We start from the raw sequence: 17,002 nt of genomic DNA, 5'->3' as shown, positions 1-17,002 counted from the left end.
TACTGCCCTCACCCTCCTCCTTCCTAGGGTCGAACCATGAACACCGAACCCGTGATCCAGGTCGCCGACCTGCGGCTCGACTACGGCGCCAAGAGCGCCGTCGCCGGCATCTCGTTCGACGTGCGCCGCGGCGAGGTCGTCGCGCTGCTCGGCACCAACGGTGCCGGCAAGACCACCACGCTCGACGTGCTCGAGGGATATCTGCGGCCGACGTCGGGCAGTGTCGCCGTCTTCGGGCAGGATCCGGCCACGCACCGCGCCCGGATCGCGCCGCGCGTCGGGATCATGCTCCAGGAGGGCGGCTTCTTCGGCGAACTGACAGTCGCCGAGACGGTGCGCGCCTGGCGCCGGTTCACCCCGAACGCCGTGTCCGTCGAGGAGGCGCTGCGGCTCGTCGCCCTGGAGGACCGGGCCCGCACCCGGGTGGGGCGGCTGTCCGGCGGCGAGCGGCGGCGGCTGGACCTGACGCTCGCCGTGCTCGGCCGTCCGGAGCTGCTCTTCCTCGACGAGCCGACGACCGGGCTCGACCCCGAGTCACGCCGCGAGACCTGGCGCTTCCTCAAGGGGATGGTCGCCGAGGGCATGACCATGCTGCTCACCACGCACTACATGGAGGAGGCCGAGTTCCTCGCGGACCGGGTCGCCATCATGGACCGCGGGCGCATCGTGCGGCACGGCACGGTCCGCGAGGTGCTCGCGCAGGAGGCCGGCACCCGGATCTCGGTGTCCGCCGACGACAAGGTCGGAGCGCGCACGCTGCCGCCGTTCCCCGGCGCCGAGGTGCGCGAGGCCGACGGCCGGGTCACGCTCGTCACCGCGGACCCGCAGCAGGTGCTGGCGGCGCTGCTGCGCTGGGCCGACGACAACGCCGTACGCCTGCGCGGGATCGACGTGCGCACGGCATCCCTGGAGGACGTCTTCCTCGACGTCGCCGCGACCGGAAAGGGCCGGGCATGAGCTGGCTCCGCTACACGTACTCGCAGTTCCTGCTCTCTCAGCGGGTCTACTGGCGCGACCTGGGCTTCGCCCTGACCGGTGCGCTGCTGCCGCTCGGACTGAGTCTGGCGTACGCGATCAGCCGGCACGGCGAGGGCCGCATCGCCGGCTACGACACCGGCGTCTACCTGCTCCCCGGCTTCGTCGCCTTCGTGCTGCTCTGGATCGTCTACAACGTCATCAACTCGGCCGCGTCCCGACGCGACCGCCTCGTCTACAAGCGGCTGCGCGGCACGCCGCTGCCCGACACGGCGATCCTCACCGGTGAGGCGGCCAGCGGCAGCGTCACCAGCCTGATCCAGGTGGGGATCCTGGTCACCGTGGGCCTCACCGTGATCGAGGCGCCCTTCCCGGGCAACCCGCTGCTGCTGCTCGTCGGCATCGTGCTCGGCGCCGTCGCGTTCTCGCTGCTCGCCATCGGCCTGTCGGGGCTGCTGCCGTCCGGCGAGGTGTCCACCTGGCTCGTCACGCCGGTGATCCTGGTGCTGATGATGACCTCCGGGATCGCCATGCCGGTCACGGAACTGCCCGGCTGGGCCCAGCACGTGGCGCCGTACCTGCCCTCCAGCCCGGTCGTGGAGATCGTCCGTACCGCCTGGCTCGGCCGCGACTTCGCCAGCGACCCCACGGCCGCGGGCGTCCCGGCGACCGTCGGCTTCGTCGAGTCCTTCCGGGCGTGCGCCCAGCCGGTGGGCATCCTGTGCGCGTGGGCCGGCCTGTCGTTCTCCATGGGGAAGCGGTTCTTCCGCTGGGATCCCCGCAGGTCGGGCTGAGGCGGCTCGGGCTGGGCCGCGGCGCCGGACCGGGCGCCGGATAGGGTCGGAAGACAGTGGCGGCAAGAGGAGGGGGACGGCGGATGGGTGTACGGACTCCCGCCGCGGTGGCCCGCACGGTCGCCTGGCTCATCCTGCTGACCGCCGCGGTCTTCCTCGCCGAGGGCCTGCTGCTGTGGCTGCGGCACCGCCCGTCGCTCGGCCAGGTCTGCCTGGCCGCCGTGGGCATGCTCGCCTTCGCGGTCACCTTCTCCCGCATGGTCTACGACGTCGTCGCCCGCGGCACCGACCGTGACCGGCACCTGGTGGACGTGGCCCTGTGCACCAGCGTCGCCTTCGCGATGCTGCTCCTGCTCGGCGGCTCCTGGGGTGCCCTGCCGTCCCTCGCCGCGGGCGCGGCCGTCGTCTCGCTCGGCGCCCGCCGCTCGGTGTGGGCGGCGCTGCTCATCCTGCTCGGCACCGCCCTGTCCTGCCTGCTGCTCGGCATGCCGGCCGATCTGCTCGTCGACGTGGTCGTGCGCAGCGCGGTCACCGTCGTGGTCATCGGCGCGCTGGGGCTGCTGCCGCCGTTCGCCCGCGAGATCCACGACAACCGGGCCGAACTCGCCCGCATGGCCGTCCTCGAGGAGCGGCTGCGCTTCGCCCGCGACCTGCACGACGTACTCGGCCACGGCCTGTCCGTCGTCGGCATGAAGCTGGAGGTCGCCCTGCTGCTCCAGCGGACCGACCCCGACCGGGCACGCACGGAGATCGAGGAGGCCCTGGGCGTCTCCCGGGCCTCCGTGTCCGATCTGCGCTCCCTGGTGCACGGCTACCGCCAGCCGTCCCTTCGGTCCGAACTCGAGGGCGTGTGCTCGGTGCTCGGCTCCGCCGGCATCAGCTGTCGCGCCGACCAGGTGCCGCCGGGCATCCCGCAGGCCGTACAGGAGGCCGTCGGCTGGGTGGTGCGCGAGGGCGTGACCAATGTGCTGCGGCACAGCACGGCGACCGAGTGCCGGATCAAGCTGCGGGTCGACGACGGCCGGTTGCTCGTCGAGATCGTCAACGACCGGGCCGGTGACCGGGTCATGGCGCCCGGCAACGGCCTGCGCGGGCTGCGGGAACGGCTCGCGGGTGTGGCCGGCGAGCTCACCGCCGGCCCCGACGGCAACGGCGGCTTCCGCCTCCTGGCCCACGCCCCGCTCGACTCGACTCCCGCGCAGAGGTGACACAGGTGACCGACACGACCATCCGCATCGCCGTCGCCGACAACGAGGCGTTCATCCGCGACTCGCTGACCGTGCTGCTCTCCGCCCACGACGACCTGGAGGTCGTGGCCACCGCCGCGGACGGCACGGGCGCCGTCGAGGCCGTCCGCGCGGGCGGTGTCGACGTGGCCCTCCTCGACCTCGACATGCCGGTCATGGACGGCCTGGCCGCGGCTGAGGCGATCCGGGACAGCGGCGCCGCCTGCGGGATCGTGGTCCTCACCAGCCACGGCCGGCCAGGACACCTGCAGCAGGCGCTGGCGTTCGGCGTCCGCGGCTTCGTCACCAAGAACACCCCGGCCGCGCGGATCGCCGAGGTGATCCGCACGGTCCACGGGGGCGGCCGCCACATCGACCCGGACATCGCCACGGACGCTCTCACCCTGGGCGGCAATCCGCTGACCACCCGGGAGCGCGAGGTCCTCCGGCTGGCCGGCGAAGGCCTGTCCAACGGCCGTATCGCCGCCCGGCTGCACCTCGCCGAGGGCACCGTACGCAACTACATGTCGTCCGTCCTGACCAAGCTCGGCGCGGACAACAAGCTCGCCGCCCATCGCCGGGCGAAGGAGACGGGCTGGCTCTAGCGGCCGGCCGTGGGGACACGAGAAAACGGGGTACTTCATGGGGGAGTTCGTGAAGGGATTCGTGGGGGAGTCCGTGGGGGACGACGAGCTGACGGCGCGCATGGCGGAGGTGGCGGACAGCGTCCGGGACGTCCTGCCCGCAGCGCTCACGCTCTACGAGACGCTGCACGCCGCGCCCGAACCGTCCGGCCAGGAGGCGGGCACCGCCGCGCTGTTCGCCGCCCGCCTCAAGGAGGCCGGCTGCGAGACCGCCACCGGGATCGGCGGCCACGGCGTCGTGGGTCTGCTGCGCAACGGGCCGGGCCCCGTCGTGGCCCTGCGCGCCGAGCTCGACGCCCTGCCCGTGACCGAGGCGACCGGGCTGCCGTACGCGTCCCGTGTCCCCGGCGTCATGCATGCCTGCGGCCACGACGCCCACCTGGCCTGCGTCGTCGGCGCGGTGGACTGGCTCGCCGCCCGGCCCGGGGCCTGGTCGGGCACGCTCATGGTCATCGGCCAGCCCGCCGAGGAGACCCTGACCGGGGCGCGCGCCATGCTCGACGAGGGTCTGTACGAGCGCTTCGGCCGCCCCGACGTCGTCCTCGCCCAGCACGTCGCCCCGTTGCCCTGCGGAGTCGTGGCACACGGCCCCGGCCCGCTGACCTCCGCCACCGCCCTGGTGAACGTCGTCGTCCGCGGCCGGGGCGGGCACGGCGCCACACCCCACCTCACCGTCGACCCGGTCGTCGTCGCCGCCGGCGTCGTCCAACGGATCCAGACGGTCGTCTCCCGCGAGAACAACCCCTTCGAGCCGCTCGTCGTGACCGTCGGAACCCTGCACGCGGGCACGGCACCCAATGTCGTGCCCGACACCGCCGAACTCGGCATCAGCATCCGCTGCTACGACGACGCCCAGCTCGACCGGGCGATCGCCGCCGTGCGCCGGGTCGTCCGGGGCGAGTGCGCGGCGGCCGGCTGCCCCCAGGAGCCGCTGATCACGGTCGGGCCGACCGCGCCCGTCACCGTCAACGCCCCTGCCCCGGCGGCCCGGGTCCGCGCCGCGCACACCGCACTGCTGGGCGACCGGAGGGTGCTGACCACACCGGCGATGCTGGCGAGCGAGGACTTCGGCCTGTTCGCCGCGGACGGGGTGGGCACGGTGTACTGGTTCCTCGGCTCGACCGGCGCGACCGCCTGGCGCGCGGCGCCCGGCCGTACCCCGCAGGAGAAGACCGCCGCGCTCCCGGCCAACCACACGCCCGGCTTCGCCCCGTCCCCCGAGGCCACCCTCCGCCACGGCATCGGCGCAGCGGTCGCGGCCGCGCTGGCCTGCCTCGACCGGCGTCGAGGCAGGCACACAGAGCACCAGCATGCCGGATAGCCCGTCGGGTCCCCGAGCAACAGAAAAGGCCAGGTCAGCTAATATCTGACCTGGCCTTTCTCTGAGCCGCCTTCGGGATTCGAACCCGAGACCTACGCATTACGAGTGCGTTGCTCTGGCCAACTGAGCTAAGGCGGCAGGCTGTGCAGACACATCGTGGTGCAGCAGCGTCGCCAAGTCTACACAGTTTCCGGAGGTGCTCCGACCACCCCCGGATCAGGCCTGCGAGCAGCGCTTTCCGTCCGCCGGAGGAGTGCCTTCGAGGAGGTAGGTGTTGATCGCGGTGTCGATGCAGTCGCTGCCCCGGCCGTACGCGGTGTGTCCGTCGCCCTCGTAGGTCAGGAGGGTGCCGGAGGAGAGCTGCTCGGCGAGGGACCGGGCCCAGTGGTACGGGGTGGCCGGGTCGCGGGTGGTGCCGACGACGAGGATCGGGGCGGCGCCCTCCGCGGTGATGCGGTGCGGGCGGCCGGTGGGCGGGCTGGGCCAGTAGGTGCAGTTGAGGGCGGCCCAGGCGAGGCCCGCGCCGAAGACCGGGGAGGCCTTCTCGAAGGAGGGGACGGCCTTCGCGGTGTCCGCGGGCCCGGCGAAGGCGGGCGGGAGGTCCAGGCAGTTCACGGCGGCGTTGGCGGACATGAGGTTGGCGTACGTGCCGTCCGCCTCGCGCTCGTAGTAGCTGTCGGCCAGGGTGAGGAGGCCCGAGCCGTCGCCGCCCTTCGCCCGGGTGAGCGCCTCGCGGAGCTGGGGCCAGGCGCCCTCGTCGTACATGGCGGCGATCACCCCGGTGGTGGCGAGGGACTCGCCCAGCTCGCGGCTCTCGCCCGTCGGCACCGGCTTGGCGTCCACGTCGCGGAAGAACTTCTTCATCGCCTCCCCGGCGGCGGCCACGGACCCGGTGCCCAGCGGGCAGTCCGACGAGCGGACGCAGTCGGCGGCGAAGGCCTTGAACGCGGTCTCGAAGCCGCCGGTCTGGTCCCGGTTGAGGTCGAGCGCCGAGAGCGACGGGTCCATCGCGCCGTCGAGGACGAGCCGGCCGACCCGGTCGGGGAACAGCTCGGCGTAGGTGGCGCCGAGGAAGGTGCCGTACGAGGCCCCCACATAGCTGAGCTTCGCGTCTCCGAGGACCGCCCGCAGGATGTCCATGTCGCGGGCCGTCTCCACGGTGGAGACATGCGCCAGGACCTGCCCCGACTTCTTCGCGCAGCCCGCCGCGAAGTCCTTGAACGCCGCGCTCAGCGCGTTGGTCTCCGCCATGTCGTCGGGGGTCTGGTCGACCTGCGTGTACGCGTCCATCTGCGGTCCCGTCAGACACTCGACGGGCTCGCTGCGGGCCACGCCCCGGGGGTCGACGGCCACCATGTCGTAGCGGGCACGGACCGGCGCCGGGTAGCCGATGCCGGCGTACCCCTGGAGGTAGCCGACGGCCGAGCCGCCGGGGCCGCCCGGATTGACCAGGAGCGAGCCGAGCCGCTTGCCCGGGCCGGTGGCCCGGATCCGGGAGACCGCGAGCTTGACCTCCTCCCCGTCCGGCTTCGCGTAGTCGAGCGGGGCGCGCAGGGTGGCGCACTGGAAGCCGTCGACGCCGCAGTCGCTCCACTTGAGCTTCTGCGCGTAGAACTTCTTCAGCTGCGGCGACTGGGACGGCGACGAGGGCGCCGGCGCGGCCTTCCGCGGCGCGGCGGCGTCGCTCCCTCCCGAGCAGCCGGAAAGGATCAGCCCGGCTGCCGCGAGGGCCGTGGCGGAGGTACGGAGCAAGCGCCTGGAATCCATCCCCGGAGCGTATCCGGCCCGGTACGGACCGTGTCCAATCGCCCGGAGCCCGCCCACCGGGCTCAGCCCCGCAGCGCCATCGTCATCGCCTCCACCGCGAGCAGCGGCGCCACGTTCCGGTCGAGGGCCTCGCGGCAGGCGAGGACCGCCTCGATCCGGCGGAGGGTCCGCTCCGGGGTGCTGTCGCGGGCGACCCGCTCCAGGGCGTCCCGCACGTCCGTGTTCGCCAGGGCCGAGCGGGAGCGCAGCTGGAGGGCCAGCACGTCACGGTAGAAGCCCGTCAGGTCGGTGAGCGCGAGGTCCAGGCTGTCGCGCTGCGTCCGGGTCCTGCGCCGCTTCTGCCGGTCCTCCAGCTCCTTCATCGCCCCGGCCGTGCCGCGCGGCATCCGCCCGCCCTGCGCCGCGCCGAGGGCCGCCTTCAGCTCCTCGGTCTCCTTGACGTCGATCTCCTCCGCGACCTGCTTCGCGTCCTCCGCGGCCGCGTCGACCAGCTCCTGCGCGGCTCTGAGGCAGCCGCCGACGTCCTCGACCCGCAGCGGCAGCTTCAGGACGACGGACCGGCGCGCGCGGGCCCGCTCGTCGGTGGCGAGCCGCCGGGCGCGGTCGATGTGCCCCTGGGTCGCGCGGGCGGCGGCCTGCGCCACCTCCGGCTCGATGCCGTCGCGCCGCACGAGCACGTCGGCGACGGCCTCCACCGGCGGGGTGCGCAGCGTCAGGTGGCGGCAGCGGGAGCGGATCGTGGGCAGCACGTCCTCCAGGGAGGGCGCGCACAGCAGCCACACCGTGCGCGGCGCGGGCTCCTCGACGGCCTTCAGGAGCACGTTCCCCGCGCCCTCGGTGAGCCGGTCGGCGTCCTCCAGGACGATGACCTGCCAGCGGCCGCCCGCCGGGGACAGCTGGGCGCGCCGGACGAGGTCGCGGGTCTCCTTCACACCGATGGACAGCAGGTCCGTACGGACGATCTCGACGTCCGCGTGCGTGCCGACGAGGGTCGTGTGGCAGCCGTCGCAGAAGCCGCAGCCCGGGGCCCCGCCGAGCGCCCGGTCGGGGCTCACGCACTGCAGCGCGGCGGCGAAGGCCCGCGCCGCCGTCGCACGGCCGGAACCGGGAGGACCGGTGAACAGCCAGGCGTGGGTCATCTTGGAGGCCTCGGGTTCCGGCTCGCCGGCGGCGTGGGCGGTCACGAACGCGTCGGCGTCACGCGCGGCGGCGGCGAGCTGCTCCTCGACCCGGGTCTGTCCGACCAGGTCGTCCCATACGGCCATGTCTGCCCCTCCTCAGGTACGTCCTCCATTGTGGGGCAGCCCTCCGACAACCCCCCGCAGGCCTGTGGAAAACCCGCTCAGGCCCCGCTGCGCGGCCGGGTCAGCCACAGCCCGGCCGCCGAGCCCAGCAGGACGGCCCCGGTGCAGACGCTGCCCACGATCTGGAGGGCTCCGGTCCAGCCGGCGAAGGTGCTGATGAAGACGTTGGCCAGGACGCTCGCGGCGAGCAGCAGCCAGAGAAGGGCGCGCATGTGATGCCTCCGTGAAGTGGGAGTCGGTGGGCTCTCGGGTCGTTCCCGAGCACTCTTCGATGCTCGTCTCCACCGGGCCCGCGCACAGCGGAGCCCGCCCCCGGAGCGAAGGTGTAGCCCGCTCCACCGCCTCCCCCGCGACCGCCGCCTAGTCTGGCTCCATGCGCGAGGCGATCAAGGAAGCGGCCCAGGCGTGGCGCCATCTCACGATCGGGGCCGCGATCTCCCTCCTCTGCTACCTGATGGCGGGCGTCGCCCTCTTCACCGCCTGCCTCACCCTCACCGTCATCGGCGCCGGAGTGCTCCCCGAGAGCGTGCTGCTGCTGCGCCGCCTCGCCGGCTGGGAGCGCCGTCGTACGGCCGCGTGGACCGGGACGCCCGTCCCGGAGGCGTACCTGCCGCTCGAAGGCCCCCTCCCCGTGCGCGTACGGACCGGGGTCACCGACCCGGGCACCCGGCACGATCTGCTCTGGGCCGCCGCGCAGCTGCTGTACGGCCTGGTCCTCTGGTACCTCTCGCTGGTCCTCGCGGTGCCCGCGCTCCTGGTCGACGGCGTCTGGACCGGCCTCGCGGGGCGCCGACCGGTGCTCCTCCCGCTGATCGGCCGGCTCGCCGGACTGACGGCCGACTGGTCGCGGACGCTGCTCACGCCGGTCCCGTCGGCGGCCCGGGACGCCGCCCTCGCCGCCCGGATCGAGCAGCTCACGGCCACCCGGGCGGGCGCGATCGCCGCGCACGGCGCCGAGCTGCGCCGGATCGAGCGCGACCTGCACGACGGCGCGCAGGCCCGTCTGGTGGCGCTGTCCATGCGGATCGGTCTCGCCCGGCGTGCGTACGACTCCGATCCCGTGACCGCGCGGAAGCTCCTCGACGACGCCCAGACGCAGGCCGAGGAGGCGCTGGCCGAGCTGCGGCACGTGGTGCGCGGCATCCATCCGCCGATCCTCACCGACCGCGGCCTCACCGGAGCCGTCCGGGCCCTCGCCGCGAGCGGCGGACTGGAGACGGAGGTCTCCGTGACCGGTCTCGGCGACCATGCGCAGGACGGCCCCCGGGCCCCGGCCGCCGTGGAGGCCGCCGCGTACTTCGTGGTCGCCGAGGCCCTCACCAACGCCGCCAAGCACAGCGGCGCCGCCCGCGCCTCCGTCTCCCTCAGCCGTGAACCGGCCGCCCTCCGCGTGCGCGTGCGGGACGAGGGCCGCGGCGGGGCGGAGGCCGGCGAGAGCGCCGGCTCCGGCCTGACGGGCATGCGGCGGCGGGTCGCCGCGCTCGACGGCACCGTACGACTGACCAGCCCCGAGGGGGGCCCGACCGTGATCGAAGTGGAGCTTCCGTGCGTGTGGTGATCGCCGAGGACAACGCCCTCCTGAGGGAGGGCCTGGTGCTGCTGCTGACCTCGTCGGGACACGAGGTCGCCGGCGTCGCGGCCACCGGCCCCGAGATCCTGCCGCTGCTCCTGGAACACCGCCCGGACGTGGCCGTCCTCGACGTGCGGCTGCCGCCCGGCTTCCGCGACGAGGGCCTGCGGGCCGCGCTCGCGGCCCGTGAACGGCTGCCGGACCTTCCGGTGCTCGTGCTCTCGCAGTACGTGGAGGAGACGTACGCGGCGGAGCTCCTCGGCGGCGGCGCGCGGGGCGTCGGCTACCTCCTGAAGGACCGGGTGGGGCGGGTGGACGAGTTCCTGGACGCCCTGGAACGGGTCGCCTCCGGCGGTACGGCCCTGGACCCGGAGGTCGTCACCGAACTGATGGCCCGCCGCCGCGACGACCCGCTGGACTCCCTCACGCCCCGCGAGCGGGAGGCCCTGGAGCTGATGGCCCAGGGCCACGACAACGGCACGATCGCCCGCTCGATGGTGATCACCGAGCGGGCCGTGCACAAGCACATCGGGAACGTCTTCCTGAAGCTCGGCCTGCCGCCGACCGACAGCGGCGGCCACCGCCGGGTCCTCGCGGTCCTGGCCTACCTCAACGCCTGAAACCCTTCCGGGCCACCGGCAGGAACACCCCCGCCACCACCGTGACGAGCACGACGCCCGCGATCGTGCCGGCCTGAGCGGGCGGCAGGTACGGCAGGCCGCCGGTGAGCGCCCAGGCGAACGCGGTCAGCGGCAGCGCGCCCACCACGAGCCCGACGAGGAGGCCCGTCGCGGTCAGGAACCCCGCCTCCAGGCCGAGCATCCGGCGCAGCTGGTTCCCCGACGCGCCCACCTGGCGCAGGAGTTCCAGCTCGCCGCGCCGCCCGGCGCCGATCAGGGCGAGGGTGCTCAGGACGGAGAGGAGGGTGAGTCCGCCGATCGCGGCGACGATGCCGCCGGAGACGAGCGAGTTCAGCTCGGCCCCGGGAGGCGCCACCACCTCGGGGGCGACCGGCGAGGTTCCGCGCACACCCGCGTCGGGGGCGACCGGCGAGGTCCCGCGCACACCCGCGTCGGGGGCGACCGGCGAGGTCCCGCGCACACCCGCCGCCAGTACGCGCGCGGGGTACGGGTCGCTCATGTGCGGGGCCAGTTCGGCCTTCGGCAGCAGGAACTCCCCGAGGGCCAGCGAGCGTTCGTACACCGCGACCACCCGCAGGCGCTTCGGCGTCCCGTCGCCGAGCCGCAGCTCCACCGCCGAACCGGGCTTCACCTCAAGGGACTCCGCCGTGTCGGCGCCCACCGCGACCGTGCCGGCCCGGCCGAGTCCGGACAGGTCGCCGGAGACGACGCCCGGGTCGAGCGTGCCCGTGAGCCCGCCGGCGTCCACGCCGAGGACCGGAAGCCGGTCGAGGCGCGGCGAGCCCGCCTCCGTGCGGGCCAGGACCACGGAGGAACGCAGCACGTCCGTGGCCGACTCCACCCCCGGGAGCCTGCGTACCCGCTCGGCCGTCGTCCCGGAGAACGCCAGGTCGGCGCCGGTCGCGGTCCGCGCCTGCGCGGCCGCCGCCCGCTCCATGGTGGCGCCCGCCGAAAGCTGCACCACCGCGAACGCGGTGACGAGGACGACGGGGACGAGCGCCGCGCCGAGCCGGCGCGAGTGCGCGGCGGCCCCCGCGGCCGTGAGCCGCCCGGGCGCACCGCCGAACCGCCGGAACGGCCGGTCCAGGACCGTCATGGCGGCCCCCGCGATCCACGGCCCGAGCAGCGCGCAGCCGGCGACGAGCGTCACCGTGGCCGCCCCGGCAGCGGCGGCGGCCGCGTCGCCGCCCTGGAGCGTGGCCGTACCGGCCGAGCCCGCGCCGAGCACGAGCAGCACGATCCCGGTGACGCGGCGGGCGCCGCCCTTCCCCGGACGTCGCGGCCGCCGGGCCGCGAAGGGGACCACGAGCCGGGCGATGCCCACCACGAGGGCTGCGACGGCGAGCACGCCGGCGAACAGCCAGGCCGGGGCCGGAAGTTCGAGGCCCTCCGGCACGACTCCGCCACGGGCCCGCAGCGCCGACCACAGCGCCAGGAACACCGGTCCGGACGCGAGCGCGCCGAGCAGCGCCGCCGCACCCGCCACCCGGGTCACCTCCCGGCCCGCCGCGCCCCGCACCTGACGGGGCGTCGCACCGACGGCGAGGAGCAGGTCCCGCTCGGCTGCGCGCTGCTGGAGGGCCTGTGCGACGAGCGAGGCGAGGACGAGGACGGCGACCAGGACGACGTTCGCGGCGACGGCCGCCAGGAGCTGGAGGAGCTCCGCGCGCGCGGGCGGCGCACCGAGGTGCTCGGCGCCGCCCCGGCCGTTTCCGGTGAGGGCCCGCAGCGGCTGCCCGGCAGCGGTGTCCTTGAGCCCGGCCTCGTCCAGGGCGGCCCGTACGCGCGCGTGGAGGGTGTCCACGGGCACGCCGGGTTCGCCGAGGACACCGACGGCGTCGACGGCACCGGGGTGCCCGGCGAGCCGTCGCGCCTCCCCCGCCGTGACGTACAGCGCGGCCGGCCCCTCGGCGACGCCGACGACCTCGCGGCCGGCGAGGGTGTCCCCGACGTGGGCGCCGAGACCGGCGCCCACGACGGCCTCCCCGGCCTGACGGGGCTCCCGCCCGTCGGTCAGCCGGTAGGGGGCGAGCCGGGCCGCGTCCCAGGAGCGCCCGGGGTACGCGCGCGTGCCGTCCGCCCCGGATGCCGCCGGCTCCCGTACGACGAACGTGTGGTCCGGGACCGCTTCCAGCACCCCGGGCACGGCCCGCAGGACGTCGACGGCCGCGCTGGGGACCCGTACCCGCTCGGTCAGGCCCACCGTCTCGGTCTTCGGCTCGCTGCCCCAGGGCTTGACCGTCCAGCGGGCCTCCTGGTCTCCGGCGACCACGACGGGCGCGGCGGCGTACCGCTCCACGCGCGCGTGGCCCAGCCCGACGGAGCCGAGCGCGAGCGCCAGGGCGCCGAGCAGCGCGGAGGTGACGGCGACGGCCGCGAACATGGCGGCCCACGCCTTGCGGTGGACCCGCAGCGACCGGGCGGCGAGCAGCCGCACGGCGGGGTTCCCGAAACCACCGCCGCCGAGCCCGCCCGCCGGGCTCCCGGCCCGACCCGCCGGGCTCCCGGCGCGACTCGACGGCCTCCCGGCCCGACCCGCCGGCCGTCCAGCCCCACCCTTCGGGCTCCCGGCCCGACCCGCCGGACTTCCGGCGCGCCTCGTCGCCCTCACCGCGCCACCGCCAGCTGCCGCCCCGCCTCGCCGAGACCGCCGAGCGCCTCCCGTACGCCCGCCTCGTCCGGGCGGTGGAGGCGGGCGGCGATCCGGCCCCGGTCCAGGAACACGGCCTCGTCCGCCCAGGTCGCGGCGGTCGGGTCGTGGGTGACGAGGACGACCGTGCGCCCCCGCGCGTCGACCGCGCGCCGCAGCAGGGCGAGGACGCCGGCCGCCGTGACCGGGTCGAGAGCGGCGGTCGGCTCGTCGGCGAAGACGACCTCGGGCTCGTTGATCAGGGCGCGGGCGATCGCCACGCGCTGCTGCTGGCCGCCGGAGAGGCTCCCGGGCCGGTCCTCGGCCCGGTCGGCGAGCCCCACGGCGTCGAGACCGGCCAGGGCGCGGTCGTCGAGCGCCCGGCCCTCGCGGGCGCCGGCGAGGAGCAGCGGCAGGGTGACGTTCTCGCGCACGCTGAGGGCGGAGACGAGGTTGAGCGACTGGAAGACGAAGCCGATCCGGTCCCGCCGGAGCCGGGTCAGCCCGGCGGTCCTCAGGGTGGCGAGGTCGGTGCCCCCGATCCGTACCCGCCCGGCCGTCGGCCGTTCGAGCCCGGCCGCGCAGCGCAGCAGGGTGGACTTGCCGGAGCCCGACCGGCCCATCACGGCCAGGAACCGCCCGCGCGGCACGGACAGGTCGACCCCGTCGAGAGCGGGCGCCCCGCCTCCGTACGTACGGCTCACGCCGTCCAGGGAGAGGGCGGGGCCGTTCTCCGTCACTGCTGTCGTCGTCATACCGGCCACGCTAGAAAAGCGCAGGTCACAGCGGTATGGAGCAGGCTGCCGGAGCGGGGGTGGAGCCAGCTCCACCCCCGGGTGGACTCAGCGGCGGCGGCGCGGGCCCTCGTCGTCGTCCTCGTGCGGGCCGAACAGCTCGTCCGCGAGGGTGGGGAGATCGTCGAGCGGGGTCTCCTCCGCCCAGTCGGAGCGGCGGCGGGGGCGGCCGTTCTCGTCGAGCTGGGGCAGTTCACGGGTCCGGTCGTTCGCGCCGTGCGGCTCGTCGCGGAAGATGCCCTGCGGCACGCGATCGGCGGGGGCCGACGCCCTGGCATCCCTCACGGGAGGCAGCACGGCGGTCTCGTCGGCGTCCCGCGCGTCACGGATCTGCGGCATGACGGCGGTCTCGGCCTCGGGCCGCACGACCGGGGTCTCCACGGTGATCTCCTCCGGCGAGACGGTCGGCGCGTCCGGCTTCACGATCGGAGTCGGCACGGTGACCTCGTTGGGCGACACGCCGGCCGTACGAGCGGCAGCGCTTCCGGCCTGCTCCGCAGCGGCCCGCTCGGCGGCAGCGCGCTCCGCGGCGGCAGCCCGCTCCGCGGCCTCCCGCTCCTTCGCGGCCTTCTGCCGGGCCGCCTTCGCCGCCTCGGCCCGCTGCGCGGCGGCAAGCTCCGCCGCGGCGCGCTCGGCGGCCGCCCGCTCCGCCGCCGCCTTCGCGGCGGCCTCGGCGGCGAGCTTCTCCGCGGCGGCCCTGGCCGCCGCCTCCTCCGCGGCCTTCGCTGCCGCGGCGGCCTCGGCCATCCGGCGGGCCTCCTCGGCGCGGAGCAGGGCCTCCTCAGCCTTGCGCTGCTTCTCCAGGCGGCGCTCCTCGGCCTCGGCCCGCAGCCGGGCCTCCTCCTCGGCCTCCTTGCGGAGCCGCTCCTCTTCCTCCCGGCGGGCCTTCTCCTCGGCCTCCAGCCGCCTGCGCTCCTCCTCGGCCGCGATCCGGGCCTCCTCGGCCCTGCGGCGGGCCTCCTCCGCCTGCCGTTCGGCCTCCAGGCGGCGCGCCTCTTCCTCCTCGCGCCGCTTGCGCTCCTCCTCCTCGGCCCGGAGCTTGGCGAGCTGCTCCTGGCGCTCGCGCTCCAGACGCTCCTCCTCGGCCTTGCGGGCGGCCTCCTCCTCGGCGAGGCGACGGGCCTCCTCCTCGGCCTTCCGGCGGGCCTCCTCGGCGGCCTTCACCTCGGCCTCGGAGAGCGGCAGCATCCGGTCGAGCCGGTGACGTACGACGGTGGTGACGGCCTCGGGCTCCTGGCCGGCGTCGACGACGAGGTAGCGGCTGGGGTCGGCGGCGGCGAGGGCGAGGAAACCGGCCCGTACGCGCGCGTGGAACTCCGGCGGCTCGGACTCCAGCCGGTCGGGCGCCTCGGTGAACCGTTCCCGCGCGGTCTCGGGGGAGACGTCGAGGACGACGGTCAGGTTCGGCACGAGACCGTCGGTGGCCCAGCGCGAGATGCGGGCGATCTCGGTCGGGGACAGGTCGCGGCCCGCGCCCTGGTAGGCCACGGACGAGTCGATGTACCGGTCGGAGAGGACGATCGCGCCCCGCTCGAGGGCCGGGCGGACCAGCGAGTCGACGTGTTCGGCGCGGTCGGCCGCGTACAGCAGGGCCTCGGCGCGGTTCGAGAGCCCCGCCGACGACACGTCGAGCAGGATCGAGCGGAGCCGCTTGCCGATCGGGGTGGCACCCGGCTCGCGGGTGACGACGACCTCGTGGCCCTTGGCGCGGATCCACTCGGCGAGCGCCTGGACCTGCGTGGACTTCCCGGCGCCGTCGCCGCCCTCCAGGGCGATGAAGAAACCGGTCGGGGACGGCGCCTGCACCGGGTCGGAGCCGCGCAGCGCGTCGCGCAGGTCGCGGCGGAGCGGGACGCCCGCGCGGTCGTCGGTCTTCGCGAGGACCAGCGCGGCGACCGGAAGCAGCAGGGCGCCGACGAGGACGAGCGTGAAGGCGGCGCCGCCGTGCGCGAAGACGAAGTCCCCGGAGGCGAGCCGGTGCGGCCCGATCGCGGCGGCGAGCAGCGGCGCGGCGAGCGCGCCGATGCCCATCGCGACGCGCGCGGTGGCCTGGAGGTGCTCGGTGGTCCGGGCCCGGCGGGGCTCCTCGGTCTCCTGGTCGATCAGGGTGTGGCCGGTGTTCGCGGCGACCCCCGCGGCGTACCCGGCGAGGACGGCGAGGAACAGCACGGTCGCCGTGTCCGGGACCAGGCCCATCGCGATCAGGGCGACGCCGGTGACGGCGGTCGCCAGGGCGAGCAGCCGGCGCCGGGACAGCACCGGCAGGACCGAGCCCGCGGTGCGGATGCCGACGGCGGTGGCGCCCGCGAGCGCCAGGATCAGCAGGGCGTACGTGACGGGCCCGCCGCCCAGGTCGTACGCGTGGAGCACCGCGACCGAGGCGGCCGCGGCGATCGCCCCGGCGACGGTGGCGGAGGCGAGGACGAGCAGCGGCAGGGCGCCGGTGCGGCCCTTGCCCTCGTCGGAGCCGGTCTTCGGCCGGCGCAGGCCCTCCAGGGGCGAACGGGGCCGGGGGGTCTCCCCGCCGGGCAGCGTCATCGCGTACAGGACGGTGACGGAGGCGGCGAACAGACCGGCCGCGACGTACGAGCCGAGGGCCGCCTGGTGCAGCGAGAACCACTCGATCCCGACACCCAGCAGGTTCCCCACGAGGGTGGCGACGAGCAGGACGGCGGCCGCGGCGGGGACGGCGAGGAAGCCGGTCCGCAGCGACAGCCGGCGCAGCGCGCCGAGGTGGTCGGGCAGCGGCCGTACGGCGGCGCCCTCCAGCGGCGGGGCGGGCAGCAGCGCGGGCGCGGCGCCCTCACGGCCGATGGTCCACAGGCGCTCGGCCGCACCGGCGACGAAGACGGTGCCGAGCAGGTACCAGAGGGCGCTGCCCGGGACCCAGTCGATCCACAGCGGGGCGATGACGAGCAGCGCGATCCGCAGCCCGTCGGCGCCGATCATGGTCCAGCGCCGGTCCAGCGGTCCTGACGGCCCCGTGAGCGCGGTCAGCGGCCCGAGCAGGACGGCCCCGAAGAGGACCGAGGCGAGCAGACGGGCGCCGACGACGGCCGCCACGGCGAACGCGGCTCCCCGGTAGCCGCCCCCGAGCGCACCCTCGGCGACGGCCGCCTGGAGACCCAGGAGGACGAGTACGAGGAGGGCGAGGGCGTCGCCGGTGCCGCCGACCAGCTGGGCGCTCCACAGCCGGCGCAGCGGCTGATGGCGCAAGAGGGCGCGTACGGCGCGCTCCCGGGAATCCGCGACGAGTGCGGCGTCGGAATCGCCCAGGCGGTCTGGCTGCTCTGCTCGCGTCATCCGTCCACCCTATCCGGACGGCCTTGCTCCCCGC

13 protein-coding genes and 1 tRNA gene are annotated in these 17,002 nt (G+C 75.4%); 7 read left to right on the top strand and 7 right to left on the bottom strand.

What is annotated here, in order from left to right:
• The first annotated feature begins 36 nt into the window (after positions 1–36).
• The 5 genes from ABT041_RS01790 to ABT041_RS01770 all read left to right on the top strand — a co-directional run bounded on the left by ABT041_RS01790 (position 37) and on the right by ABT041_RS01770 (position 4,960).
• Complete coding sequence (locus tag ABT041_RS01790; protein ID WP_351177280.1) at positions 37–957, top strand: ABC transporter ATP-binding protein; 921 nt, start codon at positions 37–39, stop codon at positions 955–957.
• The gene (locus ABT041_RS01785; protein ID WP_351177277.1) at positions 954–1,769 is read left to right on the top strand and encodes an ABC transporter permease; all 816 of its coding nucleotides are present in this window, start codon (positions 954–956) and stop codon (positions 1,767–1,769) included. Before ABT041_RS01790 ends, ABT041_RS01785 begins: the two co-directional genes overlap by 4 nt.
• Before the next feature lie 83 nt (positions 1,770–1,852).
• The gene (locus ABT041_RS01780) at positions 1,853–2,977 is read left to right on the top strand and encodes a sensor histidine kinase (RefSeq protein WP_351177274.1); all 1,125 of its coding nucleotides are present in this window, start codon (positions 1,853–1,855) and stop codon (positions 2,975–2,977) included.
• Between the two features lie 5 nt (positions 2,978–2,982).
• Positions 2,983–3,600, top strand: a complete 618-nt coding sequence (locus ABT041_RS01775; protein ID WP_351177271.1) for a response regulator — start codon at positions 2,983–2,985, stop codon at positions 3,598–3,600.
• A gap of 37 nt (positions 3,601–3,637) precedes the next feature.
• Positions 3,638–4,960, top strand: a complete 1,323-nt coding sequence (locus ABT041_RS01770; RefSeq protein WP_351177268.1) for an amidohydrolase — start codon at positions 3,638–3,640, stop codon at positions 4,958–4,960.
• A gap of 64 nt (positions 4,961–5,024) precedes the next feature.
• Here the strand turns inward: ABT041_RS01770 and ABT041_RS01765 are convergent.
• The 4 genes from ABT041_RS01765 to ABT041_RS01750 all read right to left on the bottom strand — a co-directional run bounded on the left by ABT041_RS01765 (position 5,025) and on the right by ABT041_RS01750 (position 8,243).
• Positions 5,025–5,098: transfer RNA gene (locus tag ABT041_RS01765), tRNA-Thr, on the bottom strand.
• Between the two features lie 78 nt (positions 5,099–5,176).
• Entirely contained in the window at positions 5,177–6,727 is a 1,551-nt protein-coding gene (locus tag ABT041_RS01760; RefSeq protein ID WP_351177265.1) for an alpha/beta hydrolase, read from the bottom strand.
• Positions 6,728–6,789: 62 nt separating this feature from the next.
• Positions 6,790–7,992: a DNA polymerase III subunit delta' gene (locus tag ABT041_RS01755; protein WP_351177262.1), complete on the bottom strand. Its 1,203-nt coding sequence runs from the start codon at positions 7,990–7,992 to the stop codon at positions 6,790–6,792.
• 77 nt (positions 7,993–8,069) lie between these two features.
• On the bottom strand, positions 8,070–8,243 hold the full coding sequence (locus tag ABT041_RS01750; RefSeq protein WP_351177259.1) for a hypothetical protein: 174 nt from the start codon (positions 8,241–8,243) through the stop codon (positions 8,070–8,072).
• Between the two features lie 161 nt (positions 8,244–8,404).
• Here ABT041_RS01750 and ABT041_RS01745 point away from each other — a divergent pair, with 161 nt between their 5' ends.
• Both ABT041_RS01745 and ABT041_RS01740 read left to right on the top strand, forming a co-directional pair.
• Complete coding sequence (locus tag ABT041_RS01745; protein ID WP_351177256.1) at positions 8,405–9,589, top strand: sensor histidine kinase; 1,185 nt, start codon at positions 8,405–8,407, stop codon at positions 9,587–9,589.
• Positions 9,577–10,221 (top strand): response regulator, encoded by a 645-nt coding sequence (locus ABT041_RS01740; RefSeq protein WP_351177253.1) that lies wholly within the window; start codon positions 9,577–9,579, stop codon positions 10,219–10,221. Before ABT041_RS01745 ends, ABT041_RS01740 begins: the two co-directional genes overlap by 13 nt.
• Here ABT041_RS01740 and ABT041_RS01735 read toward each other — a convergent pair.
• From ABT041_RS01735 to tmk, 3 genes are all read right to left on the bottom strand, one after another.
• Positions 10,211–12,679: an FtsX-like permease family protein gene (locus ABT041_RS01735; RefSeq protein ID WP_351177250.1), complete on the bottom strand. Its 2,469-nt coding sequence runs from the start codon at positions 12,677–12,679 to the stop codon at positions 10,211–10,213. The two genes, ABT041_RS01740 and ABT041_RS01735, sit on opposite strands and share 11 nt — an antisense overlap.
• Positions 12,680–12,849: 170 nt before the next feature.
• Positions 12,850–13,626: an ABC transporter ATP-binding protein gene (locus ABT041_RS01730; protein WP_351177247.1), complete on the bottom strand. Its 777-nt coding sequence runs from the start codon at positions 13,624–13,626 to the stop codon at positions 12,850–12,852.
• Positions 13,627–13,713: 87 nt separating this feature from the next.
• Positions 13,714–16,968, bottom strand: coding sequence for a dTMP kinase (tmk, locus tag ABT041_RS01725; RefSeq protein ID WP_351177244.1), 3,255 nt, complete (start codon positions 16,966–16,968; stop codon positions 13,714–13,716).
• Positions 16,969–17,002 lie beyond the last annotated feature (34 nt).

The organism is Streptomyces sp. NPDC002825 (assembly GCF_040295385.1).
In the GTDB taxonomy this organism is placed as follows: Bacteria; Actinomycetota; Actinomycetes; order Streptomycetales; family Streptomycetaceae; genus Streptomyces.
Note: the sequence above shows the minus strand (reverse complement) of the source record. Positions and strands in the feature narration are given on the sequence as shown.

Bases quoted from the DNA above. Each gene is read 5' to 3' on its own strand.
- ABT041_RS01730 (WP_351177247.1), bottom strand. From the start codon at position 13,626: ATGACGACGACAGCAGTGACGGAGAACGGCCCCGCCCTCTCCCTGGAC.
- ABT041_RS01750 (WP_351177259.1), bottom strand. From the start codon at position 8,243: ATGCGCGCCCTTCTCTGGCTGCTGCTCGCCGCGAGCGTCCTGGCCAAC.
- tmk (WP_351177244.1), bottom strand. From the start codon at position 16,968: ATGACGCGAGCAGAGCAGCCAGACCGCCTGGGCGATTCCGACGCCGCA.
- ABT041_RS01760 (WP_351177265.1), bottom strand. From the start codon at position 6,727: ATGGATTCCAGGCGCTTGCTCCGTACCTCCGCCACGGCCCTCGCGGCA.
- ABT041_RS01785 (WP_351177277.1), top strand. From the start codon at position 954: ATGAGCTGGCTCCGCTACACGTACTCGCAGTTCCTGCTCTCTCAGCGG.
- ABT041_RS01770 (WP_351177268.1), top strand. From the start codon at position 3,638: ATGGGGGAGTTCGTGAAGGGATTCGTGGGGGAGTCCGTGGGGGACGAC.
- ABT041_RS01790 (WP_351177280.1), top strand. From the start codon at position 37: ATGAACACCGAACCCGTGATCCAGGTCGCCGACCTGCGGCTCGACTAC.
- ABT041_RS01780 (WP_351177274.1), top strand. From the start codon at position 1,853: ATGGGTGTACGGACTCCCGCCGCGGTGGCCCGCACGGTCGCCTGGCTC.
- ABT041_RS01755 (WP_351177262.1), bottom strand. From the start codon at position 7,992: ATGGCCGTATGGGACGACCTGGTCGGACAGACCCGGGTCGAGGAGCAG.
- ABT041_RS01745 (WP_351177256.1), top strand. From the start codon at position 8,405: ATGCGCGAGGCGATCAAGGAAGCGGCCCAGGCGTGGCGCCATCTCACG.